The sequence below is a fragment of the Butyrivibrio sp. AC2005 genome, assembly GCF_000424145.1.
Taxonomy (GTDB): domain Bacteria; phylum Bacillota; class Clostridia; order Lachnospirales; family Lachnospiraceae; genus Butyrivibrio.
Window position 1 is genome coordinate 672,926 of sequence record NZ_KE384137.1, and the last position, 25,488, is coordinate 698,413.

At 39.7% G+C, this 25,488-nt stretch carries 15 protein-coding genes and 2 riboswitches; all 15 genes read right to left on the reverse strand.

The window, feature by feature from the left end; all coding sequences use genetic code 11:
• Positions 1-301 precede the first annotated feature (301 nt).
• Positions 302-1,954 (reverse strand): aminoacyl-histidine dipeptidase, encoded by a 1,653-nt coding sequence (locus G602_RS0119860; RefSeq protein ID WP_026660563.1) that lies wholly within the window; start codon positions 1,952-1,954, stop codon positions 302-304.
• A 170-nt stretch (positions 1,955-2,124) separates the two neighbouring features.
• Complete coding sequence (locus G602_RS29390) at positions 2,125-2,766, reverse strand: sortase (RefSeq protein ID WP_049945356.1); 642 nt, start codon at positions 2,764-2,766, stop codon at positions 2,125-2,127.
• Between the two features lie 132 nt (positions 2,767-2,898).
• Positions 2,899-4,146 (reverse strand): Cna B-type domain-containing protein, encoded by a 1,248-nt coding sequence (locus tag G602_RS29395; RefSeq protein ID WP_026660564.1) that lies wholly within the window; start codon positions 4,144-4,146, stop codon positions 2,899-2,901.
• A 6-nt stretch (positions 4,147-4,152) separates the two neighbouring features.
• Positions 4,153-5,031, reverse strand: coding sequence for a class C sortase (locus G602_RS0119875; RefSeq protein ID WP_044932815.1), 879 nt, complete (start codon positions 5,029-5,031; stop codon positions 4,153-4,155).
• Positions 5,032-5,238: 207 nt separating this feature from the next.
• The gene (locus G602_RS0119880; RefSeq protein WP_026660566.1) at positions 5,239-6,627 is read right to left on the reverse strand and encodes an isopeptide-forming domain-containing fimbrial protein; all 1,389 of its coding nucleotides are present in this window, start codon (positions 6,625-6,627) and stop codon (positions 5,239-5,241) included.
• Positions 6,628-6,752: 125 nt separating this feature from the next.
• Entirely contained in the window at positions 6,753-12,218 is a 5,466-nt protein-coding gene (locus tag G602_RS0119885) for a choice-of-anchor A family protein (RefSeq protein ID WP_026660567.1), read from the reverse strand.
• 36 nt (positions 12,219-12,254) lie between these two features.
• Positions 12,255-12,932, reverse strand: a complete 678-nt coding sequence (gene lepB / locus G602_RS27670) for a signal peptidase I (protein WP_044932818.1) — start codon at positions 12,930-12,932, stop codon at positions 12,255-12,257.
• 180 nt (positions 12,933-13,112) lie between these two features.
• A complete protein-coding gene (locus tag G602_RS0119895; protein WP_026660569.1) occupies positions 13,113-14,282 on the reverse strand; it encodes a hypothetical protein in 1,170 nt (389 codons plus the stop codon).
• 168 nt (positions 14,283-14,450) lie between these two features.
• A riboswitch (cyclic di-GMP riboswitch) is annotated at positions 14,451-14,533 on the reverse strand.
• Between the two features lie 169 nt (positions 14,534-14,702).
• On the reverse strand, positions 14,703-20,723 hold the full coding sequence (locus tag G602_RS27675) for a SpaA isopeptide-forming pilin-related protein (RefSeq protein ID WP_044932820.1): 6,021 nt from the start codon (positions 20,721-20,723) through the stop codon (positions 14,703-14,705).
• Positions 20,724-20,854: 131 nt separating this feature from the next.
• Positions 20,855-20,934, reverse strand: a riboswitch (cyclic di-GMP riboswitch).
• A gap of 515 nt (positions 20,935-21,449) precedes the next feature.
• Complete coding sequence (rplT, locus tag G602_RS0119905; RefSeq protein WP_026660570.1) at positions 21,450-21,806, reverse strand: 50S ribosomal protein L20; 357 nt, start codon at positions 21,804-21,806, stop codon at positions 21,450-21,452.
• Positions 21,807-21,868: 62 nt separating this feature from the next.
• Positions 21,869-22,069 (reverse strand): 50S ribosomal protein L35, encoded by a 201-nt coding sequence (rpmI, locus tag G602_RS0119910; protein ID WP_022760514.1) that lies wholly within the window; start codon positions 22,067-22,069, stop codon positions 21,869-21,871.
• A gap of 130 nt (positions 22,070-22,199) precedes the next feature.
• Complete coding sequence (infC, locus tag G602_RS0119915; protein WP_081676083.1) at positions 22,200-22,781, reverse strand: translation initiation factor IF-3; 582 nt, start codon at positions 22,779-22,781, stop codon at positions 22,200-22,202.
• 164 nt (positions 22,782-22,945) lie between these two features.
• Complete coding sequence (locus G602_RS0119920) at positions 22,946-23,572, reverse strand: HAD family hydrolase (RefSeq protein WP_044932821.1); 627 nt, start codon at positions 23,570-23,572, stop codon at positions 22,946-22,948.
• Positions 23,573-23,588: 16 nt separating this feature from the next.
• Entirely contained in the window at positions 23,589-23,855 is a 267-nt protein-coding gene (locus G602_RS27680) for a hypothetical protein (protein WP_044932823.1), read from the reverse strand.
• Between the two features lie 128 nt (positions 23,856-23,983).
• Positions 23,984-25,276: an adenylosuccinate synthase gene (locus tag G602_RS0119930; protein WP_026660574.1), complete on the reverse strand. Its 1,293-nt coding sequence runs from the start codon at positions 25,274-25,276 to the stop codon at positions 23,984-23,986.
• Positions 25,277-25,488 lie beyond the last annotated feature (212 nt).

Here is a 25,488-nt window from a genome sequence, read left to right on the forward strand (position 1 = left end):
ATTATATTTAACGGCTTTTTGCCATTTGTTAACTTTTGCATGTAAAAGTATATAATATTTTCTTTCAAAAACAAGTACAAAAAATGAAAGAATGTTTTCATTTTTCGTACTTGCAAAGCAATCGTTTCTATGAACATTAGTAAAATCGTACATGAATTTTTAGTTATTTTCTTAACGTTTATTATTCTGAATTTAAATTAAATTATCCATGAATAATATGTTATATCCCAGATTATGACGACAAAAAAGGCATTGTCAATCAAATCGACAATGCCTTTGCTATTACGATATATTATTGTTATTACAGTTCCTTCAATACTGCACATAAGTATTCCCAAGTTCTTTTTGTGGAAGCAACGCTGAGCTTCTCTCCTGTGGAATGAATGTCCTGCATATCAGGTCCTATGGATACACAGTCAAGTCCGGGAATCTTTTCAGAGAAAAGACCACATTCAAGACCTGCATGTATAGCCTCAATCCTGATGTCCTTTTGGTAAAGCTTCTTAAATACCTCAGCCATCTTGTCACGAAGCGGTGACTGTTCTGCATAAGCCCATCCTGGATACTCTCCGGTCGTCTCATAAATTCCATCAAAACTCTCTATCAAGATTTCAAGCTTTTTAAGGAGCATTTCCTTAGCAGGAGCAACTGAGCTTCTTACGGAATAGTCGAGAAGGAAAGCCTCCTCCACGGTTCCTGAACTCTGACTTGCAGCGCCTTTCCCCTCAATAGCACCCATATTGCTGTTAACAATTTTCAAAATTCCAAGGTTCAAAGAAGTCTCAACCAGTCCCTCTATAGATGCACTCATGGTCTGAACTCCGTTTGGCATAGCACAGATACATCTTGCCAGCTCAATAACATCCGCACAGGGAATTACACCTGATACAACTTCTCTCTTCTCATGAGTTTCAGTAAATGCATCAACACTTGAGTCGAGATTCACGGATGCCATATTTGAAATATCGTTTTCCTCTGGCGGAAGACTTGTCTCAACAACTTCCTCCACAACAATTGAAAGGTCAGGATCCCTGCTTCCAAGCTCAGCCTTAAGCTCTGACTCAACTTTGTATGCAATTGATGAGAGCTTTCCAAACAGTGAGAAGAAGGATACATCGGGTCCCTTAATGTTTCCATGCATCTGAGACGCAAGTCCCATAAGAAGAAGCTCAGCTTCGCAGTCAGAAGCAATTGCATTATCTGCAACACCACCGTTAAGGGATATAATTCCTACTTCAAGAGCATCTGTGATTTCAAGAAGAAGTCTTCCCATAATCACATTGGCATTTCCTCTGCCCTTAACAATCATTTCTCCTGAGTGGCCACCCTGTAAGCCCTTAACATGAATCTTAACCTTGATACCGCTCTTGTTCTCTCTTGTGATAGGAAGATATCCATGGAAACGTGCTCCACCTGCGCAACTGACTATCATTGCGCCTTCTTCCTCATTATCGATGTTGATCATTCTCTTAGCCGTAATATCATCACACTTAAGAGCCATAGCACCGCACATACCGGTTTCTTCATCCGTGGTGATAATTACTTCAAGCGGAGGATGGGGAATATCTTTACTATCCAAAAGCGCCAACGCATAAGCTACTGCTATGCCATCATCACCGCCAAGACTTGTCTTATCAGCCCATATGAACTCTCCGTCTGTCTGTACCTTAAGCGGATCCTTCTCCATGTTGATCTTAGCGCCCTTTTCACTTACAGCGACCATATCCATGTGTCCCTGCAAAATGACAGGCTCATGATCCTCATAACCCTTAGTACCGGGCTTCTTGATTATTACATTAAGTTCCTTATCCTGTCTCACATAGAGATCTCTTTCCTTGGCGAATTTTACAAGGAAATTGCTGATCTTTTTTACATTTCCGGAGCCGTGAGGAATATTACAAATCTCCTCAAACCATCTAAAAACTTCCGTGGGTTGTAGTTTTTCAAGTGCCATATCTATATCCTCGCTTTACAAATATTACTTATTAAAATATATTAGTAAGGCTGTAAAAACCTACCAATAGTATATTACCACTAAACCAATGCGCATAGCAAAACCTCCCCGGAACATTTCTGATCCGAGGAGGCTTTTTATGTAAACTTTTTTATTATATTTATCTGATTTCAATCTCCCGAAACCGCATTCTCGATTTCCTTGGTTACGGACTCACCGGAACCGGGTGCTACCATCTGAACGAAATCACAGCGAACAGTTACACGACTTGCACCACCAATGGTACATGTAAATACTGTAAAGTCCCATTCGCCTTCATCCATGGCATCCACATCATATGTGCCTATCTCTTCTATATAGGTCACCTGATAATAATACTGACGACCATCGATATCAGTTATGATAATGGTATCTCCTGCAACAAGATTCTTAAGATTGCCAAAATGTCTCTGATAGTTATGTCCTGCGACTATCAGATTATTTTCGTACACAGATCCCTTATATCGGCAGGGAGAAGTCTTAGCATTTGTACTGGACCACTCCTGCTGAATCGGAAGTCTGATATCAATTGCAGGTATTGTTATTATTCCGATAAAGGACTGACCGTTAACATCAACGGATTTCATGTCTCCGGTCGGGGTAGCCTCAATCGGTGTATTGGTGATCTGAGCCTCAACCCCTTCAAGAACAGTCGCTGCGCTCACACCCGCTGCCAGATCCTCCTGCTGGTTATGTACCACAATATTTGCAGCAATACCAATACAGATGAATCCCAGCAGAATCATTATCCTACCTTTGGTAATTATTTTCATGTTAAGCCCACCTTATGCGTTGATATGCCGGAATGCATAATCCCAAGCAATATCATTCAGTTAATAAGTAAGCCCCATTTTTACTTTAATCTACCTGTCGTCCTCTTGTCAGCTGAGCTGACTTTATGAAAATTATTTCCTTTTTCTCTCGCTTCTAAATCCAAGGAATATAAGTATTATTCCCAAGATAGCAAGTATCGGAATAGGCCACCAGAGCTGACCTGTTTGAGGAAGTCTTCTTGCACCCAAAACTTCAGGAAGCTCATCTATGGCTTTTCTGATAGCACCAAGAACTCCACTGTCATCACTCGGAGGATTGCTAGGTGTATCTACCTTATCAGGTGTCTTTGGTGTGTCTGGTGTATCAGGTGTGTCCGGATTGCTCGGATTTTTAGGATTATTAGTTTTTCTCGGTTTATCAGGCTCATCCGGATTGTTAGGTGTTTCAGGTTGTTTTGGTTCCTCCGGATTCACAGGAGTCTTTGTGTTTGTAATAACAAATGTGTTATCTTTTCTTTCAACGCCGGAGGTATAACCACTAAAATCCATCACCTCTTCTACTGTATATGTATGTCCTTTTTCAGACTTCCACTTATACTGCCAGTTATTCTCACTTGAAAGAGTTATTGTCTCTACAAGAGAGCCGTCACAATAAATATTTACCTTGATGGAAGCTGGTCTGGTAGAAGAATCATCATTTTTCCACTGCTTGAAAAGCTGAAACTCTTCAGGATCTCCCGAAAGCTTGGTCGCTTCTCTCTTCGGAATAGCAATAACATCATAAATAGCATTTGCCCATGTTCCGTCCCAACCATTGCCCAGATTCTCATCAAGGTTATTGGGCCCCGGAACTACTGAAAGGAAATCCCAGTATTTATACTGAATTCCATCTAATACAATAGGCTCATTAATTCCCAGGTAAAGACCCTTATCTACTTTTCCAAGCTTTGCAAAACCTTCTGAATCTGATGTTCCGCTATAGCTTGGCTGAACATTGTTTTCATTGACAAGTATTGTAGCATCGGTAATAATGCTGTTCCATTTGTCCTGATCAGCAATTGAGTACATATCTGTAATCTCGCTGCCTATCTGATCAAAAGGAGCTACAACAGTGAACTTACCATCTTCAGATATAGATGCAAGCTTGTAGACCTTAACATTGACTCCGGCCATCTTACCGTACTCAGGAATATCACCATCACTGCTGCCATCGAAAGAATAATAAACTGACAATGTAGCATCACGGTTCATATCGATTTTGCCAAGGTCATTGTTATCAGCTGCGCTGGCGCTTACCGCAACAGGAAGCATCAACGCTGAGAGCATGCCGGCTATCGCCCCTCCCATAATCAATTTTTTCACTTTTTCAAACATCTTCATAAAAACTTACCTCGAGGGTCTATGCAAATCATCAACTGTTGCAGACCTTTTCTTCTTCCCATGGTTTGATGTACTAAACACAAACCAAATAAACAGAACTAATATGATCGGTCCTGCTATAAATGGCGCAACCATAAGATTATTAAACTTAGTTGCATCAGCAGGTACTATAAGTCTGGTTTCTTCATTATAATCAACACGCCTGCCCCTAACGAGCATTCTGTGGGTGTTAACACCATAAGGTGTACACGTCACAAGCGTGACATAGTCTTTGTCAGGATAAATCGTCAACCCCTGTGTCTCCTCAGGAAGAACAATCTGTATGTTATCAACCTGATATGCAAAGGTCTGATTCATTATATGTAATAAGAAGGTATCCCCTTCTATCATTTGATCAAGCTCTGAAAAAAGCTTAGCGGACGGAAGTCCTCTGTGTCCGGACAAAATCGCATGCGATCCGGCAGTTCCGGCAGGAAGCGATGATCCCGGTATATGACCTATTCCAACCTGTAAAACAGATTCTGTTACATCGTGATAAATCGGCAGGTCAACTCCGATCTTCTCGATTTCAATGTGTCCCATTACTCCGGTTCCGGTGGGATCAAGTGTTGCATGATACTCTGCAAGTTCTTCATCCGAGAGGTTAAAATTCATACCTCTGGAAGCAAGCTTCTCATTATACTCAGTAGCAGCTTTCCAAATTTTCTCATAATCTTCTTCAGCTAATTGTGCCAAAGCCTCATCATAAGTCGATATCGCTCTACTTTGATTTTTGGTATTTATATAGTTACTTACAGACGGATACAGAAAAATACCAAGGCCGACAATAAAAATCGCGGCAAATATGAGGTTTGGTAATTGCTTTGCAAATCCCTTACTCTTCATCCAAGTATCCATCCATTAAATGTAAATACATTTTGTTACCCAAATAATTATCCTGAAATCTGTATTCCGGAGCGAGCAAATGAGCTCGCCCGGAATCACAGCATGTTTCTATATATGTTGTCTACAGAAACAAGATTCAATATTCCAGTAATTATATTTTGTTAAAAATCTCTACCTGATAATTATATTATTTGATTGCCTAAATAATTATTCAGCATCGCTCTTTCTGCGTACTACGAAGAATACAACAGCAGCTACGATGAGAAGTCCACCGATGATGTAGAAAATAGTTGTACCTATTCCACCAGTTGAAGGAAGCATAGCACCTGCATTATTTATAACTGGTACTTCCTGTACAAGCTTTGTAAGCTCATTTTCAGAGAAATTACCACCGGAGATAGTAACTTTCTCGTCTGCTGCCTTGTTGTAACCAGCAGGTACTGTTGACTCTGTCAATGTATATTCACCATTCTTAAGTCCTTCGAATGCAGGAACTGTACCATCTGCAATTGACATATGCTCATCTGCATCAGTTGCTTCATCAACCCATGTTACATTTCCATTAACAAGCTTAAAGTACTTACCCTCAGAATTCATGAGTTTAAATCCTGCACCTGCAAGAGGATTCCCACTACCATCTTTCTTAAGAACCTTGATTGTAGCATTGTATACTGTAGCAACTGAGTGCTCTGTATGATAATTATCACCATATGTAAGGTAAGCATCGTTAGGAAGACCTGTAGCAGTAGCAGCACTAGCATTTACTGTTGCTGAATAAGTTACTGTGTATGTACCCTCAGGAATGTCATCATTAAATGTAATTGTAAGTGTATCGCCCTGAGCAGGAGTTTCTTCTACATTATACCAATCTGTACCTGTCACAGCTGCTCCTGCCTTAGTTGTACCTGTCACAGCTGCATCATTATTATATGTAAGGCCTACACTCATAGTATCATGAAATTTCAGATTCTTTGCACCATTACCTACATTAACTGTTGCAGTATAAGTAACACTCTGTCCAATCTGTTCAAGCGCCTTTTTACCATCAGGACTGATTTCGCTAGCGCCTGTAATAGTCTTATCTACAGTATGTGTTGAATTCTTATCTTGCACTGCTGCATTAGGATGAGCAGTATCAATAGAAACAGCTGTACCAAGTCCAGTAGTTATGTAGTAGTAACCATTTGGAAGAGTCTTGGATGTAGCTACATTTTGACCTGTAGATGTAGCTGTATCAACCAGATCAGCCTCTGTTACATACGCTGCGATAGCTGTGATATCCGCCTCTGTGAGCTGTCCATTCTCACCTTCACCTGTATAACTAACGTTGCCCTGAGCATCTACTGTAAAACCTGCAGGAGCTGTAGTCTTACCCGAAACGAGCTTGTAGCTGACTTTATCACCATCTGCTACAGCATCAAATACCTTATAAATCTTATAAGTATTTGTTTCATCTGCTGTTACTCCTTCAGCGGGTGTAATTGTAATATTTCCCGTCTCTGCCTTTGCGTCCATTGCGGTTCCTGCTGAAAGTGTAATGGTAAGAGCCATAGCACCAGCAAGGATTCCAGTTAAAATTTTCTTGAGTCCTTTCATTTAACCCTCTCTCCTTTTTGTTTGAATCTTGTCTGTTTTAGACGTTTTTTAGTTTCTTTTTGTTACTTATATGAGGTGCAAATGAGCACCTTTCTAAAATGCCAGAGGCATTTTAAAACATATTCTTAGTTTTCCTTTTTCTTTCTGAAAAGGATGACACCGGATATTCCGATAGCCAATAAACCTAAACCAAACACTATGAACGGCATATTACCTGCACCACCGGTTGACGGCAATACATATCCAAATAAATACTTGTTTGTAATAACAACTTCCCCATAGTTCTTGTCCTGAGCAGTCATCTTGTACGCTGCCATTTCATCTTTATTAGGAGCATTGTACGTATTACCATTATATGTGTATGTAACTGCATAATTATTCATGTAGTCATCAGATTCCTTCACGCAGTACTCATAGTTATTACCATTTTCATCCATGATAGGAAGATCGCCTATTTCTTTAGTCCAGCCATTATCCTTTGAAAGCTGCGCAGTACCATATTCCTCCCAATTACCACCTTCAATTCTTCGATTGATATAAATAGTTAATGGTGAATGATCTCTTGTATCTACAGTTCCATCGGAATCCAGCCAAACCTTTTTAGCGGTAAGCTTACCAGCAATACTATTGTTGAATACCACATCATCTATTGAGCCCTTTAATTCCTTAACCAGGAATTCACTTGGGAACTTCTCTCCAACTGTTTCAAGTTCGGGCAAATAGAGTTCATACTGTGCTTTTACTTCGCCTTTCACATCTGTATATGTAATGTTTGAATGAAGATAATAAAAATCATCCCTAAGAGGAACTATCTCATCCTCGCCCTTATGCACTGCCAAGTCAGTCATCTTATCTGACGAATAACGCTTCATGGCTGTCGTACGCAACTTATCAACAACAATCTTTACATAATAAACATTTGTGTCATATTTAATACCATCTATTCCCGTATTCTCTTCAGTTATTTTATAGAAATAAGTACCTTCATACCTAAAGACAATTCCGCCAAAATTTGCTACAGCTGATGAAACTGATTTGTTCTCAACATTCGTTGGTGCGTCAAGCGTAACTGTTGTCGTTGCCGGCATTGGTACACTTACTCCGGGAATCTCTTTACCTTCAGAATTTAAAGCAATACAACTTACAGGTTCAATTTTAAAGGTAAACTTCATGTCTTTTGTCCAAGTTCCACCTGTGAACTTTTTGGTTACCTTGATAGGACCTACGGGAATACTGTAGTAATTACATACCTGTACTGTCTGTGTATGAGAAATATTATCAACGGATTCATCCCCAACAACAGCCGTCGGACAAACATTCAAGTGATACTGATCTGGATCTCCTCCTGTCGGTGTAAGGTCAGCTGAGAACACTACTCTTTGGTTATTTCCACCTGTGCCATATAGCATAGTAAAATAATCCAAAGTTTTACTTCGTTGTTCTATTATCTCTTTATCAACTGTCACATAGTATTTTGTAACTCGAGACCACTTGGAATCCGTTCTTAGACTGCTTGTATTGCTCTCTTCATAATAATCAAATGAAATTCCATCACCAACCTCTTCAACAGTATAGGAACCGGCATCAAGTCCTACTATTGTCCACTGAGCACCCTGGTTGTAAATTACATCATATTTTTTTCCAGTTGCACTTCCATTACTAAGATACTCATATGCAGGCTCTTTACGTCCGGCCTTACCAGTGAACCCATGAACTATAATATATTTCTTTGTAGAAACATTAGTAACCCTGAATGTGACTTTACTTAGTATCGCATCATCACTATCTCTTACAAGATCCGATCCAAAGTCATTTATAACCATCTTATGGATTCTTAGCATTCCACCACCAGTAGTGTTATAGAAAGCAACGTTATGATATTTTATGTCGGTTTTAGAATTACTATCCTGAATTCTGTTAGGATCATTATAAAGTCCTGTTCCAGGATTTGACTCCATCGTCTTAACTTCGTCAGATGTAATTCTGTAGTAATTTACCTCTCCATTTAAATAATGTTTAATCTTTATCAGAATACCGGATGAATCCTTAGCATATCCATCTACATCCTTCTCAGTAAGCATGAAGTAATAGGTATGCTGTTTTTGATAGTCTTTATCACTGGCTTTTGTTGAGTCCCAACCATAGGTCATTCCCCATTCGGCAGGACTTATATCATAGGAAATTTCACTTCCTGTATTGGTTATTGTTGCAGTCTTTACATTTCCGTTTGCATCCTTCTTCCACGACTTTTCGTCTGAATCAAGCATGCGAAGTGTAAAACTAAACTTCCCTGTAGTGTCACTACCTGCAAGTGAACCATCAACATATTTCTCTGCTTTTATCTTTACAGGTTCTTCATTTATAGTATTGTTAAATACCACCTTATCAGCATCAATTTCGTTCCAGCCCTCTGTGCAATACTTTACAGAGTCAGCATAATAGATAGTCTTATTACCATCTTTCTTGCTTTTAATATCTATTATCGCAAGATACCTTGTTCCATCATATCCTATGGATGTATCTGTACCCTTTTCCTCCGTAAGAAGAATATAGTATTGACCTTCCTTGTCATCTATAAGTTCTGATACATCTATTGAAATATCACTTCCTTTATTTGTGCCGGTAACAGTTTGTCCTGAAGAATAAAGTCTTTCAGCTTTAAAGGTATATACCTGATCAGCACTCGGCTCATTACCATTTACTGTCTTCTTAGCTTTTATTGATACAACAGCACCCTTCTCTGTAGTACCTATAAAATCTCTTCTGTGTGTCTCGCCTTTAATAGTTACAGTATCAGCAATAAAGTTACCATTACCATTTGTAATAGTGACTTTTGCACCAAGTGCAATCACCTGACCAAAAATATCATTCAAGAAAAATTCTTTTCCGGAAGCATTGTAAAAGTTATAAACAACACGTCCTGCCTTAACATCTTTTTCTTCTTTTGTTGAAAGCTCTTGGTTATTTACTTTAATAACATTTGCCTGATTAGGATGAAGAATTCCATCGTTCCCGGAACAATCAATGTTTATAATAATTGCCTGTTGCTCATAATCATTTGGGAAAACATAGTCCAGCCTATTACCTGAAGCAAAACTGTTCCACTGCGCACTTGTAAAATTCAAGTAGCCTGCTCCGCCTATTCCTGTATATGTTATTGTCTTATGACTACCATCCTCAGTAATAGAAACATCTACATTTTCTTTTACTTCAGCCATCTTATTTGAAATAGCCTGTACTTCACTCTTAACACCCTCAAGATCAATATAGGGAGCACTAGCAGTATCAGCATCCTGAATGATATTGGAAGGATGAGCTACCTTTTTCCCTGAAATTGAAAAATAAGGCTCTACCTGTCCATTTTCATTCTTATAAAGATCCACATTAAGACTATTACCTACAGCAAGTGTATGAGACTCGCTCGATGCCATATTTTCATTCACTGTAGTAATATTTTGCGCATATGAGAGCTCATTCTCCATATTATTGGTTCCAAAATTAGAACCTGCATTAAGATTCTTTGCAAGCACATTACCATTAGTATGAGCATTAAGATTTGCAGTATCAAAAGCAACAATATGGAAATTACCTGCAACACCAAGTACTAATGAATCATCAAAATATTTACTGTTTCTAAAGGCATCCTTCTCTCTATTTACTTTATATATTAATGTCTTATCACCTGATTTATATGTATATGTATCTTTGTCTTCTGCCGCAGGAGAAAAGCCAAATACTGAGAAATTGGTTACTGATATCTCAGCATTCTCTCCTGAAGAAGTATTAACTGTTCCAACCTTCTCTTTCTGAATATCAGTTGCGTCAATATTAGTTGCTTCTGATGTAGAATCTGTACTTTCCTTAACACTTTCGGATAGAGGAAGATGATTGATTTCAATCTCGCTCTCACTTTCTGTGTTCTCACGAAGATTAGACATCTGGTTGTCAAGGAATTCAAACTTAACGTTTACGCTTCCTTCCTTAGGCTGATATTCAACCTTCTCGCCTTCAATAACGTTGCCTTCTTCGTCAGTCTTATTCACAAAGAATCCTACGTCATAAAGGATAGTATTCATAGCATTGTGATTCTTAATACTCTGCTCTTCACCATCGTTAAGAGCCTTCATATAAGCATCATAATTGTAGCCTTCTGTTTCTGTTGTGATTTCCTTTACAATAAACTCAGCGTCATCCGGCACTGCATCAGCATATTCAAGAGTAGCTGTTACTCGAACCTTTGCATCCTCATAAACATACTCTGTCTTTGTTGGCTTGTCAGACTTATATGTAAGAACTACTGTCTTGTTTTCTTTAATTACAACAACATCACCCTCAGCTGCCTCAGTTAAAGAAACTGTTGAAGAAGCCTCTTCTGAAGTTGTCTCGCTTGAAGTATCCTCTTCAGAAACTGCGTCATTTGAACTATTTTCTTCTGTAGCTGTATTGTCTGAAGAACTATCCTCAGATGAAGCATCGCTTGAAGAGCTTTCTGAAGAAGCTGTCTCACTAGAAGAACTATCTTCTGAAGTTAACTCCTCTGCTGTATTCTCTGAAGGCTCACTTTCTGAACTTGTGCTTTCTGCAGCTGTATCCTCAGAAGCTGTAGTCTCAGAAAGTGTCTCATCTGTTGCACTTCTGTCTGTGAACTCACCATCTACTGTGTTCTCAGTAGAAGTAGTTTCTTCTGATTCTGTAACACTCCTGCCTACAGTTACTTCATAATATTTATGTCCATTAGCATCCTGCTTAGCTGTGATCTTGTTGATCTCAACTCCATCGATCTCAGCCTTCTTAAACTCATAACCTTCCTGCTTGGGAGCCTCTGTTGTAAAATCAAGACTCTCGGAAAGATTGATCTCCTTTTCATCAGCGATCTTCTCGCCGTCCTCTGTTACATAGGAAACTGTAAGAACAACATCCTCTGTGAGCTCTACTTCGTTGCTATCCTTCTTGGAATCACCTTTAGTAGCAGCATCTGTATTTTCACCATCTTCTGTAGAGGTTTCTGTAGAAGCATCTGCAACATCTGTGGTCTCACCGGTAGTAGTCTGGTCTGTGGCACCTTCCTCTGAATTAGCGTTCTCAGCATTTGCCTCTGAACCCTCTGTAGATTCTGTGTTATTCTCAGCTGACTCTTCTGTTGATGCTTCTCCACTATTAGATTCTTCTGAAGTAGCTTCTGCATTAGCAGATTCCTCTGAATTCTCTGATCCGGAATTCTCAGTCTCAGAGTTTTCTGATTCAGCGTTTTCAGTTTCAGAATTCTCTGAGTTCTCTGATTCTGTGTTCTCTGACTCAGAGCTTTCCTCTTCAGAACCTTCAGTGCTTTCACTTTCTTCAGAATCCTGTATAGAGTCTGTATCTCCGGCTTCATCATTACCGGAAGCAAGTTCCTCAATATTCTCGCCCTCGAGCACCATTCCCACGTCTTCAGCTTCATCACCTGACAAAGCGTTTGCAGACTTATTCAATGAATACATGGTTGCTGTTGTAACCAGAAGTGCAACAACAAGCATAATTGATACCCATTTCTTCAAGGAAACGTGCTTCTTTAAATATTCCTCTATACGTTTGTTATCTAATTTCCTCATTCCTTTTCTTTCCCTTATACTTTTCTCCGCCCAATTTTACTGTAAATCCGGCTCTTCCATACTTTCAGTTCCGGTGCTGACTTTACTCTCGATCCCCCCAAAATCTTTAAACGGGTAAAGTCTGAAGAATACTGCACCGATCAGCTGCTCTGCAGATACACAACCTACAGTAGTTGATCTCGAATCGATTGAAACCGATCTATGGTCACCCAGAACAAAATATCTCTTGTCCGGAACCTGATACGGAAATTCAATCTTATCGCCTTCTCCCATGCCTGCTGCATATTGACTCGGGTCAGATATGTAAGGTTCATCCAGCTCTACGCCGTTAACAAAAACCTTTCCTGACTCGTCAATGTTAATCCAGTCTCCTGGAGAACCTACAACTCGCTTTACCAAAACCTTGTTGTTGTAGTAAAAAGCGATCAGTTCTCCTGCTTCGAACTCCGAATAGTTATTAGCTATTACTATCTGTCCTGTCTCAAGAGTGGGTGTCATACTGTCACCCGTAACCTTAAGCACTGTGATAAAAAAGCTCGATATCAGCACTGAGACAGCGGCCACGACTATGATTACCACTATGGTATTTCTAAGTGTTCTCTTGTAGTCGTGCTTTCTGTATTCTCGTTTTAGCTCTTTTTTCAGTTCATCAAGCGACGGTCTATTAAGTTGTTCCTTTGGAGCTTCCTTTGATGGAATTTGCTTTTCTTCCATGATTCAAACCCCTTTATTTGAGCGCATTTGACAGTTTGTTAAATTACAACTATCAAATTTAAAGCGCGCAGCTCTCATATTATAAGTGATAACTTGTATTGTTTGGACACGAAATATGAACATTTTCATTCATAATCCGTACTTGACAATATCAGTTTTTTATGCATCTGATATTAAGCTTTAGACTGCAGTTCCCTCTATTTCCACATTATCACTGTTTTCTACAGCTTTCTTTGTGGTACGTTTTCTTGTTGTTGTAGTTTTCTTTTCAGCTTCGGTTTCCTTAGCTTTTGCTGTCTTTTTTGCAGTTGTTGCTTTTTTAGTTGTTGTCTTTTTTTCAGTTGTTGTTTTCTTGGTTGTAGCTGCCTTCTTTGTGGTTGTTGTCTTTCTGGTTCTCTTCGCAGGCTTTTCCTCTGCAACTTCTTCTGTCTTCTCTTCCACAGCTACTTCTGCCGGTACTTCTTCTGTCACTTCTTCAGGCTTTTCTTCTTCAACTGCCTGTACTACTTCTGTCTTTTCTTCTAAAGCCGGCTCTTCTGTGACCTCTGTCTGTGACTCTTCTGTTACTTCTGTCTGCGGCTCTTCTATTGCCTCATCTTCCGATACATCCCAGGCAGTTACTGTCTTTTTCCTGGTTCCAGTCTTCTTAAGTCCGCCTGAGAGCTTCTTGATCTTCAGCATTGCTTCGGATTCACCCTTATCCTCAGGCTTAAAGCCTCTCTCGGCTTCTGCAATTTTCATAGCCTCTATCTTTTTAAGTGTTTCTTCGTATTGAACTGCTGCCTTCTGTGCAGCTTCGAAGAACCCATTTATAGAAAGTATCGCTTCTGCAAGCGTACCTGCATTCTCAATCTGTTCGAGCTTTTTCTCTTCTTCAGCGTGCAGGGCATCCCTTTCCCTCTCAAGTCTTGCATGAAAGCCCTTGAATTCTCTCTCATGTCTTGCCCTAAGACCTGTAATATCCTTTTGGAAAAGTGCCTCAGCTTTTGCCTTTTGCTCGTTAAACTTCTCACGCATCTCGGCTTTTTCCTCATTAAAGCCATTAAGAAGCGCCGCTCTCTCCATGGCAGCCTGCTGCATATAAGCAGCCTTCTCCCTTGCGTGCTGTGCCTGAATTTCTGCCTTTTGCTGTGTGAACTTCTCACGCATCTCTGCTTTTTCAGCATCAAATTTCGCAAGAAGATCCGCTCTCTCATCAGCCATCTGCTGAAGGAGCTGTTCCCGTTCCCTCTCGAACTGTGCCTGCATCTCCTTTTCATGAGCCCTGATAGCTTCAGCCTCTTCAGAAAACTCAACAAGCATCTGCAGGAGTTCTTTTCTATTTAGTTTTCTAAGTTCTTTCTGTGCCATGAATCTCCTTCAATTCATCCCCACATGAAATGTTTAAGAATAGTCCCCTCGTACTATTATTAACAAGAACCTTGGTATTTTTAGGCAAAAAAATAGCCCGTTTGAGTTCAAACAAGGCTTTGCATCAAAAGAATATAATTGATGCGCTTCCTTAATACTACTAAGCGCACCAGCAACTGGCTGTCTATCCCCCACGAACAGACCCTCTAGCTTTGCGTCACTACCTTGCGGTAGTTTTGCCCTGAAATTCTTCACTTAACTATATTTGATTTTTACAGCAAGACTATAATAGACTAGCTGAAAATAAAAATCAATAGTTAATATGCAAGTTTTGAACTTTTTTTCAAAGCCTCTGGAAACGCATTTTTACTGCGTTTCCAAAGGATTCAATATTTATTTGTCTTTATATGGAAAACAGTATTATTTACCTTTTCTCCGTTTCCTCCTTACATATTCCTCGCCAATAAGTGCAAAGGTTGCAAGTGCAAGTCCGCCTATTGTAAATGGTATCCTTCCGGTACCTCCGGTGGATGGCAGAGCATAGGCTTCTACTTCGTTTCTATCATTGGTTATTGTTATGGTTCCTTCATTTATACCTTGCTTATTGTTATCTGAATATTCAGCTGTGTAATAAACACTTGCTACTTCAGATACGTAGTAGAGCCATTCGTATGTTATACCGGATTTATCTGTATAGTATTTATCCAGTTTCGTTACATTAGCATTCCATAACTCACCTTCAGTTATTGTAACTTCCCGCCTGAATTTCGCATCCTCAGCTCCAACCCTTGCTTCTCCTGAGTCTGTAGAATTCTTAGCAACGTCAATACCCACATCCGGAGAAGAAACCTCCGCACTAATTTGCGGTGCAGAATTGTTCTCAACCGCATTGGAATTCCTTATTTGTATTGTTGTATTTCCGGTTATGGTAAAGGTTTTTGTAACCTTCTGCACTCCTGACGTGTTCAGTTCACCACTGTAATCAACTACTTTGCCATTTTCCGTAACTGTTGTAAGATCCGACCAGTCACCATTTTTATGACTATAAAATGTTACTGTTACCTTTGATCCACTCTTTACAGAAGGAAATCCAATGTACTTCTTTATAGTGTTGTTAGGATTTCTACTGTCTATATTTACTGTATAGTAGTTTGCTGCCTGTGTACCACCTTTAGCATTCACAGGATTTCCAAGTCTTCTTTTCACTATGACAAAAATTGATGAAGGCTTTGTTGCAGCGTCAGTATTTTTCCATTCTTTTTTAATGTTTATGGATGTCAAGTTATTGGCATTTTTCACATATACTGGCTGTCCTGCTTTAAATTCGCTTCCTCCAAGAGTCGTGAAGAAGTCATCCGGAACTGTCATCTTGTATTTTTCAGTATCTGCTGACGAAATATAAAAACAGATTGGTTCGTTTGTTATTGCATATCCCTCAGGTGCTTTTGTTTCCTCTAATTTATACCCGACATTGTAGACAAGGTCTGATACAGGCACTAATCCATTCTTGTCCGTGGTATATTTTCCATCCTGAGAATTCTTATTCTTCTGTTCTTTCCAATCCTTACCATCGTAGTAATAAAGTACAAATTCAGCACCTTGAAGTAATGTCCCGGAATTCTCGGCATCTACTTTATATACATTTATACCTCTGGTATTTGCGTTACTTCCGGCTTCACTTATCTTCATGCTCCTGGAGTTATTGGCCGAATTATTCTCTATTGCTATTCCTTCAAGCTTTGCATCGTTAGTAAGTTCCACATCAGCGCCATTATCACTTTTGAATGTGTATCTGTATTTTATCTTCAGATGCTTTTCATCAGGAATCTTAAATACTACTGTGCTGTATACCAAGAACAAGTCATTTTGTCCATTGTTATACCTGGCAGCCGTTGTCTCATAACTACTTATGGTATATGAGTACTGTGCAGTCGAAAGCTCCGTCTCAGTTTCTGTACCATTTTCATCAGTACTAACGACATATACTTTAGCGGAGTCAGGGACAAAAAATGTAGTAAAGTCCTGGGGCGCTTTTGCAGTAAGTACATCTGTTAAGGTAAGTTCATCACCTCCCTGCAAAAGATCAGCTGCTCCCGGATTAACATCAAGCACATACTCTATGGTATCGCGGGTCCCAGATGGTAATTCACTGGTCTTTGTCATAGCATACTCAGTTTTGGTAACCTTCTGAGTCTGGGAAGCTTCTCCAAGTTTGTCATTACCGCTGTTGTCCCTGCTTATAACAACTTTATTTTTGAATTCAGCTATTTCATCCGATGCAAAATTGTAATCAGAAGCTATCTTCGCATGAACTCTGAAATATATTTTCTTACCTGCTGCCGCCTTTCCGTCAAAACTGATGACTATGTTTTTCGCATCACCGGATTTTGTATAGGTCACACCGTTATATGTAGCCTGCCCACTTCCTAATGATGCAGCTCCATTAAATTTTGCGTTTTCAGCAACTTCAAGTCCGTTTAGATATGTCTTGTTGTAGGTTCCATTTTCGATAAGTGAAACACCTTCAGGAAGTGTGTCGATGATATACAGTGTCTCATAGTTATTGTTTGCAGGAATATTAGCCTCAATTATCCAGGTAAGTATTCCCTGTCGATAGCATTCGTCAACGTAATAGTCTGTTTCAGATGTGGATGCAGACAGTCTTCCATTGTACTTTTTGATAAAAGGTGCATAGGATTGCTCAGCCGTTTGAGCATAGACATCCTTGTTATACGCAGCCGCTTTGTTTGTAAATCTAACAGTGTTGTCCCCATCTCCGGTGTAACCGGTCGTAGTATATGTAAAGGAAACCGTCTCTGTTATATCACCATAAAACCTGATTTCAATGTTTTTACATCCGCTAATTCCATTAGCTAATGTTTTATTGCCTGATGTTGATACCTCATATCTTCCACTGTATACGTTACTAATAGCATTATTTAATTTTTGTAGATCAGAAGAGGTGAAAACCTCATTGTCATCAGTAAGGTTTTCATAAAATCTCCAATATTCCGCGCTGTTATTTCCTTCATTTCTTTTGATTGGAGCGTTAAGTGTAACCTTCCAGGTTATCTCTGCAGAACCATCATCGTTTATACTGACTCCCTCTGCAGATTTGCTTAAAGGCTTTGGGTATCCAATCCACTTTTCGGCTATAACAGAATTACCTGTCTTTGTATTCTGAAGCCAAAGTCGTGCTTCATTTTTCAAACTGCCATATATAAGGTTTGCTTCAGAATAAGTATATGTATAGGTTAATTCATACTTACAATAGTCATCCTGAGTGAAGGTATATCCTGCTTCTCCAAGTGTTATTGTACTGCCCTGACTTAACGTCCCGGCTGACGTGCCACTACCTTTATCAACACTTTTTACAGTAAGAGTCCCTGTATAGGGTGTGGTAATCTGTGTCCATCCGTTTGTTCCGTAGGAGTAAATCAGGTCTGTTAATGTATAGTCCTTCAGATTAACATGCCCTTCATTTATGGTTATAGTCCAGGTCACCTGACTATTCGACTTCTTTACATTGCTGCATTCCTTTTTTATCAATGGAGCAGAGCCTGTAAAATCAGTAAATACTTCTGCATCCCGTTGTTTATCATTATCATAGAAAGCCTGCGCATGGTTTTTTAATCTAAGATCTGTAGTTGTAGAAGCTATTCTCTCAGGAACATTTATCGAATATGTTGCTTCGTAAGTCTCTCCCGGCTCCATCTGTTTCAAATACACCTTGTTATTTTTTTTATATACATAAGATGAGCCATCTTCCGTACTTCCATCGCTTTTTTTCTTAACAACTACAACATCCTGGCCACCTGCAGTATTAACAATATCACTGAGTTCCTGCGAAAAGGTTCTGTTAGTGGGTATATTGTTATAAACTTCAAACCAGTCATTAAACTGAATATCAGTTCCTGTACCGTTCTCAGTGGTTATTGTAATCTTATATTTTATTTTTCCGGTTTCCTGCGAATAATCCTCCACTATTTCCTTTTTAAGTGTTAGATCCGGACTCTTTTTGTTTAAAATAATTACTGAAAATGTAACATTATTTCCAAAGTCATATTTTTTTTCAATTATCTCATCGTTCCCCTCCGCTGATGCTGTTGCATAGAAGTAAAAATTACTATCGTCTATTACAGTTGTCTTGTTATTCTTTGCAAAATCACCATGGAAGGTTATTGTCACAAGGCCTCTTTCATCAATATCAAAACTTCCTACCTCTGCATTGTTGCTGTTATATACAAAGCCTGATATTGCCTTTTCTACAGTTATTCCATGCTTCGAAAGAGCGTAGGTTATAGTCGGATTTTCTTCACTAACTGTTCCAACCTCCAGCATATAATCAAGATTGAAAATAAGTGTCTCTCCGTTATCAACCTGCGTACCACTTGTAATTTCAGTACCACCCGAATATGATTTGGTTCCATCTGCGTTCCATGTAACAGTAGGATTCTTCTTAACAGAAACTCCGGTTATTTTCATTCCTCCGAGGTCTGCAGAATCCACAATCGTCTCAAATGTAAGTGATCCATTAGTATTTCCTGTATTGCCTGTACTGCCTTCCTCAGCATGAGCTACAATGGTAAAGCTCGCCCAAAAGGATTTCCAAAGCCTGGGAACTGGTGCAAAACATGAGAGCAAAGCGGAAGTAAAGCTCCCGCTTTTTGTTGCCTTTGCATTGTCATTTGAAGTGCCTTCTCCAGAAGTGCCCTCGCTTGAAGAATTCTCATTTGATGAATTCTCGTTTGAAGTGCCTTCATTTGAGGAATCTTCATTTATTGTGCTTTCACTTGATGAGTCGCTATTTACTGTGTTTTCGTCAGATGAATCACTATTTGATGTGTTCCCATTTGATGAATCAGTGTTTACTGTGCTTTCTTCTGAAGATTCGCTATCTGTATCATTTTCATCTGCTTTTTCGCTATCTTCGGATGTATTCTCCTTATTCCCGTCTTCCGAATCTGTTACCAGTTTCTCCTTTTTGTACTCATCACTATAGTTAACAATGATCTTGTTATCTTCTGTAGCCTGATAGGTTCCATTACCATCATCAAGCTCAGACTCTGATGAGATAACGTTACCGTACTGCTCAGGTACATCCATGTGGATATCATCGCTAAGCGCTGCCTCCTCGGGCATGCTGTATTTAACAGTAATCCTGAGATGATCACCTGCCTTAATGTCGCTTTCTGTGATAACCTCCCAGGTTCCGTCCTCTTTCTGTCTTTCGATGACAGTTTCCGTAACGTACTCTGCAAGATCTACAGACTCCGGTATATTCTCTTCTGTAATCTTGCCTTCTTCCTGTGTTTTTTCTTCAGAGTCTTCAGTATTCTCTTCATCCTCTGTCTCTTCTTCGGATTCCTCCTTCTCATATATGAAAATAAGGTTCGAATCTTCCTTTATTGTGGTTACATATTTTTCATCGTCAGTCTTTTCATATTCATCGTAGGAAGGCTGTTCCTCTGATATAAACTCATAGTAAGTGTATTCAGCACCATCAGCAGACTGATACTTCTTTACTTCTACCTTCGTGATCTCAAGGTCATCAAATTTTACCTTTGCAAATTTATAGCCTTCAAGCTCAGCTGCATCATCAGGAAATTTTACGCTTTCATCCAAAACAACTTCAGTTTCATCAGCATATGCATTCTCGTCCTGATCAACTATAATATTGTCCTCTTCATCAACGTAGGATACCTTCAGAACTATGTCCTGAGTGATTTCCTTTTCCTCTGTTTCCTTGGCCTCTTCTGTACCTTCTTTATTTTCAGTATTTTCTGTTTCTCCGTTCTCACCGTTTCCTTCTGCCTGCTCCGGATTGGCAGCCTCTTCAGGATTAGCATTTTCTTCAGGATTGGCACTTCCTTCTGTAGCCCCATCTCCCTCCTGATTAGCATTTTCTTCGGAATTGCTGTTTTCCTCAGGATTAGCATTTTCTTCGTTAGTGCCGTTTTCATCCTGATTTGCATTCTCTTCGGAATTACTGTTTTCTTCAGTACCTTCCTGGTTCTCAGTATTCTCGGAGCCCTCTATATTCTCTGTGTTCTCTTCGGATCCTGCATACTCTTCTGAATCTGTTGCTTCCCCTGATTCAGAATTTTCATCAGATTCTGCGCTTTCTTCTGTGTATTCCTCTGATTCTCCGTCGTCTGAATCCTCGTAGGATTCCTCTGAATCACTTTCCTCCTCATCATCTGCAAAAACTACTCCGTCATCTCCACCGTCTGATCCTTCACCGGAATTTTCTTCCAGTACCATTCCTATCTCATCGGCACCTTCTTCGGTCACTGCTGATGCCGCTTTATTCATAGCATAAAAAGTAGCTGTGGTTATCAGTAGTGCTACAACAAGCATTACTGATATCCATCTTTTTAAGACGAGATGTCGTTTTAAATATTCCTGTGCTTTTTCAAATCCGTTACTGTTTCTGGCCATACCAAACTTCCTTACTACTTCACAGGCTTTTAATATGGCATTGTGTTCCATAAAAAAAGCCCTGTTTGATCCATATCAAACAAGGCAAATAATCATAGTGATCATTCTACGCTTCAATAAACAATCATAGCGCTGGCAGCTGGCTATCTGCCTGTCGGCAGACCCTCTAGCTTTGCGTCACTACCTTGCGATAGCTTTGCCCTGAATCATATTTGAAACTATATTACACATTATCTTATGTTTTTATGATACATTGTTTGGTTAAAATAATCAATACCAAATATCAAATTTTAAAATAAACTTTCAAGTTTTCTAAGATATGTGATTCTATGGGTATAAAACTGCCTGACCAGAAAAAAATTACCCTCTTTCTCTATCTTGTACTTTAACCATATAGGTAGCAAAAATCAAGGGTTTACATAATTATTTAAGTAAGAGTTTATGTATGTTTATAAAGTTTAGATACTGGTAATTAAACTTTCAAAAAATGAAATTGTTGAAGCTGTTAGAACAATTATGAAAAAGCATGTTGCTTGCAACATGCTCGCGCCGAGCGCGGTTGCATTTATGCAACAAATACCATACGCGCGAGTGCGCATCCATAGCGGAGCGTTTTTTATATATTAGGAAATCCGGAGGAATTTCCTAATATATAAAAAAATCCCTTCACCCAACACTTCGTGCCGGATGAGGGGAGCTATTATTAAAAGTTATGCGATCTTGATCTTATGCGATCTTCTGCTTAGCGATCTCTGTAAGAGTCTTGAATCCATCAGGATCATTTACAGCCATCTCAGCAAGCATCTTGCGGTTGATCTCAACCTCTGCAAGCTTAAGACCGTGCATAAGGTTAGAATAAGACATACCGTTAAGACGAGCTGCAGCGTTGATACGTGTGATCCAAAGAGATCTCATGTCTCTCTTCTTCTGCTTACGACCAGCGAATGCTGATGTAAGTGCTCTCATAACTGACTGCTTAGCAACTCTGTACTGCTTAGATCTAGCGCCTCTATAACCCTTAGCGAGCTTTAAAACTCTTTTATGCTTCTTCTTGGCGTTCATGCCACCTTTAATTCTTGCCATTTCGGTTTCCTCCTAAATTTTTTCGATAAAATGGTACTGCTCTTATACGATAATTCTTAAGATTAAACGTAAGGCAGAATCTTCTTCATTGTCTTAACATTAGTAGCATCAACTACTGCTGCCTGTCTAAGATTTCTCTTTCTCTTTGTAGACTTCTTTGTAAGAATGTGACGCTTGTACGCCTTGTTACGGATCAGCTTACCTGTGCCTGTTACCTTGAAACGCTTGGCAGCAGATCTGTTTGTTTTCATCTTGTGCTGCATAACTAAATCCTCCTATGCTGTAAATTATTAAATGCTCTGCTAATTTAAGCAGTGTAATCATCCATAAAAATGGTCTGAACAATTACTATATATGTAACTCTCCTATGGGTTATTGAAGAGAAACAATCTATTACTTCTTCTCAGTAAGGAACATGGTCATACTACGTCCCTCAACCTTAGGCTGTTTATCAATAACAGCTATATCGCCAAGTGCCTCAGCAAAGTCTGTAAGAATGTGAACGCTTGCACCCATGTGTGCCATCTCACGCCCTCTGAATCTCAGAGTAACCTTAACTCTGTTTCCTTTTTCAAGGAATTTCTTTGCTGCGTTAACCTTGGTATTAAGATCGTTTGTATCTATGTTAGGAGACAAACGAATTTCTTTTATTTCAACAGTCTTCTGTTTCTTACGTGCTTCCTTTTCTTTGCGAAGCTGTTCATACTTGAACTTACCGTAATCAACGATGCGGCATACAGGCGGCTTAGCATTAGGCGCAATCTTAACCAGATCTACACCGGCTTCATCTGCAAGCTTCCTTGCCTCCTGAATTGACATTACCCCAAGCTGTTCATTGTCAACTCCAATTACACGAACCTCTTTGTCTCTGATCTGTTCATTGATGAATAAATCGTTGTTGCTAATTGTTTTGTACCTCCAATTCAATAAACGAAACAATAAAAAAGTGGATTCGCAAAAGAATCCACTGAACATTCAAACAAAATCCGGTTAATCTCAAATCTCCTAACCGTATTATAAATGTATTAACCGCTGCCAGCCTAGCCGCAGGGTGAGAGTGGATACCTCTGCTTTGTTTTCATACTGTGATAGAATAACACCCACGAATGATGTTGTCAACACATTTTTTAACTTTATTTTCATGCAATCTCTTTAATATCAAACACAACGCCTTTATCCGACAGTTCTCTGTCAACCTGTTCATATGATTCAAATACAATACCATGCATTCCGAATTTCTTAGCTGCCTCAATGTTCTTTACAGTATCATCAATGAAAACGCACTCTTCCGGTACAAGATCATATTTATCCGTAATTAACTCAAATATCGCTCTGTCAGGCTTAATGATTTTATATCTGTAGCTCAGAATTCCGCCATCTACTTCATCGAGGAATTCATTCATGAACAGATTGGGTTCAAGTGCCTGCTTTGAGAAATTAGAAAGAACAAGCACCTTATAGCCTTTCTTTTTAAGTGCCTTAATCCAGGGAATTGTGCGTTCCCTTTTGCCAAGAAGTCCTGTAAGATCTGCGAATGCCTCACGGAGTTCTTTTTCTATAGAAGGATCGTTTTTAACAAAACCGTCTATTATTCCCTTAGAGTCAAGTACTCCCTTGTCAAATTCATTCCATGCCTCGGATCTTACACTTGCATCTCCGATGCGCTGAACCATTTCTTCATCATAGCCCTTATCGCGGAGGAAATCCTCCCAGCGAAAATCAACAAGAACATTTCCTATATCAAATATAACTGTATTTATTGCCATAATACTAACCTCTAATTTACTTATCTTCCTTATTGTCGTAATCGCCATAAGGATCAGCTGAAGCCACTGTCTTTTTCCCCGTTAATGCTGTGTACACCCACAATATCAGCCACAGCGCAATCGGAATTGCTACTGTTGCCGCAGCGCAGCCTGCAAACGCACTTCCAGGACCCATCTCTCCAGAGATAGCTTCAAAGAGAAGAACTACATATATTCCAACCAGTAGGACAATTCCTACTATTGCTACTACTCTCTTAAACATTGAATTGTTATTTTCTTTCATTTCTTTTTCCTTTATTCTACGATTAAAAAATCAACCTCGACTACTTTACCAATTCATATCGCCAAGTGTCAAGCATCAAAAATCGGCTGCCACGATAGTGACAGCCGGGATAAACTTAAAGGTTAATCTTATTTGCTAAAAGGACTCTCGCGGTAGATGATGTCTTCTCTTGCAGGTCCGTTAGATACCATTGTGATCGGATAACCGATTTCCTTCTCGATGAACTCGATGTACTTGCGGCAGTTCTCCGGAAGATCCTCATACTTCCTGATTCCGCGAATGTCAGTCTTCCATCCGGGAAGTGTCTCATATACAGGCTTAGCCTTCTCAAGAAGATGTGTTACAGGGAAGTCCTTAGTAACCTCACCGTCGATCTCATAGCCTACGCAAACCGGAATCTCATCAAGATATCCGAGTACGTCAAGGACAGTGAAAGCAACATCTGTTGCCCCCTGAAGTCTGCAGCCATACTTGCTGGCTACACAGTCATACCATCCCATACGACGGGGACGTCCTGTTGTAGCGCCGTACTCACCGCCGTCGCCACCGCGTCTTCTGAGCTCGTCTGCCTCATCACCAAAGATTTCTGATGTGAAAGCGCCTGCTCCAACTGCAGAAGAATATGCCTTGTTTACAACTACGATTTCCTTTATCTCATAAGGTGCGATACCTGCGCCGATTGCGCCGTATGCTGCAAGTGTTGATGAAGAAGTAACCATAGGATAAATTCCGTGGTCAGGGTCCTTCATTGTTCCAAGCTGACCCTCAAGAAGAATTGTCTTGTTTTCCTTAATTGCCTTATCAAGGAAAAGAGATGTGTCTGCCACATAAGGCTTAACCATATCTCTCCACTCATGAAGTGTCTCAAGAAGCTCAGTGGGATCGATCTCCGGCTTATGATAAAGTTCTTTCAAAAGAATATTCTTTGTTACAAGAACTCTCTCAACCTTTTCCTTAAGAAGCTCCTCATCAAAGAGCTCATTAACCTGGAAACCAATCTTTGCGTATTTATCTGAATAGAAAGGTGCAATACCAGACTTAGTTGAACCAAATGACTTACCACCAAGTCTCTCCTCTTCATACTGGTCAAAAAGGATGTGATAAGGCATTACGATCTGGCAACGATCTGAAATAAGAAGGTTAGGCTGAGGCACGTTCTTCTCAACTACTGACTTAAGTTCTCCGATAAGTACAGGTATGTTAAGTGCCACACCATTACCAATTATATTTGTAATATGCTGGTGAAAAACTCCGGACGGAAGAGTATGAAGTGCGAATTTACCATACTCATTAACGATTGTGTGTCCTGCATTGGCACCGCCCTGGAAACGGATAACCACGTCGGCCTGATCAGCCATCATGTCTGTGATCTTGCCTTTTCCTTCATCACCCCAGTTTGCTCCAACAACTGCTTTTACCATTTTATTCTCCATTTCTGCTGCATGGCGGTAGTTGTTTGATGCCATCAGCATAGTTACTATACTATAAAAACATGCATAAGTAAAATTGATATTAATTATGATATGTATAATTAAGGCTTATATCTCTCGTACGTCAGGCTTTTATCCCCTCGTACGTCAGGCTTTTATCCCCTCATCCGTCAGCTTCGCTGACACCTTCCCCCATTGGGGGA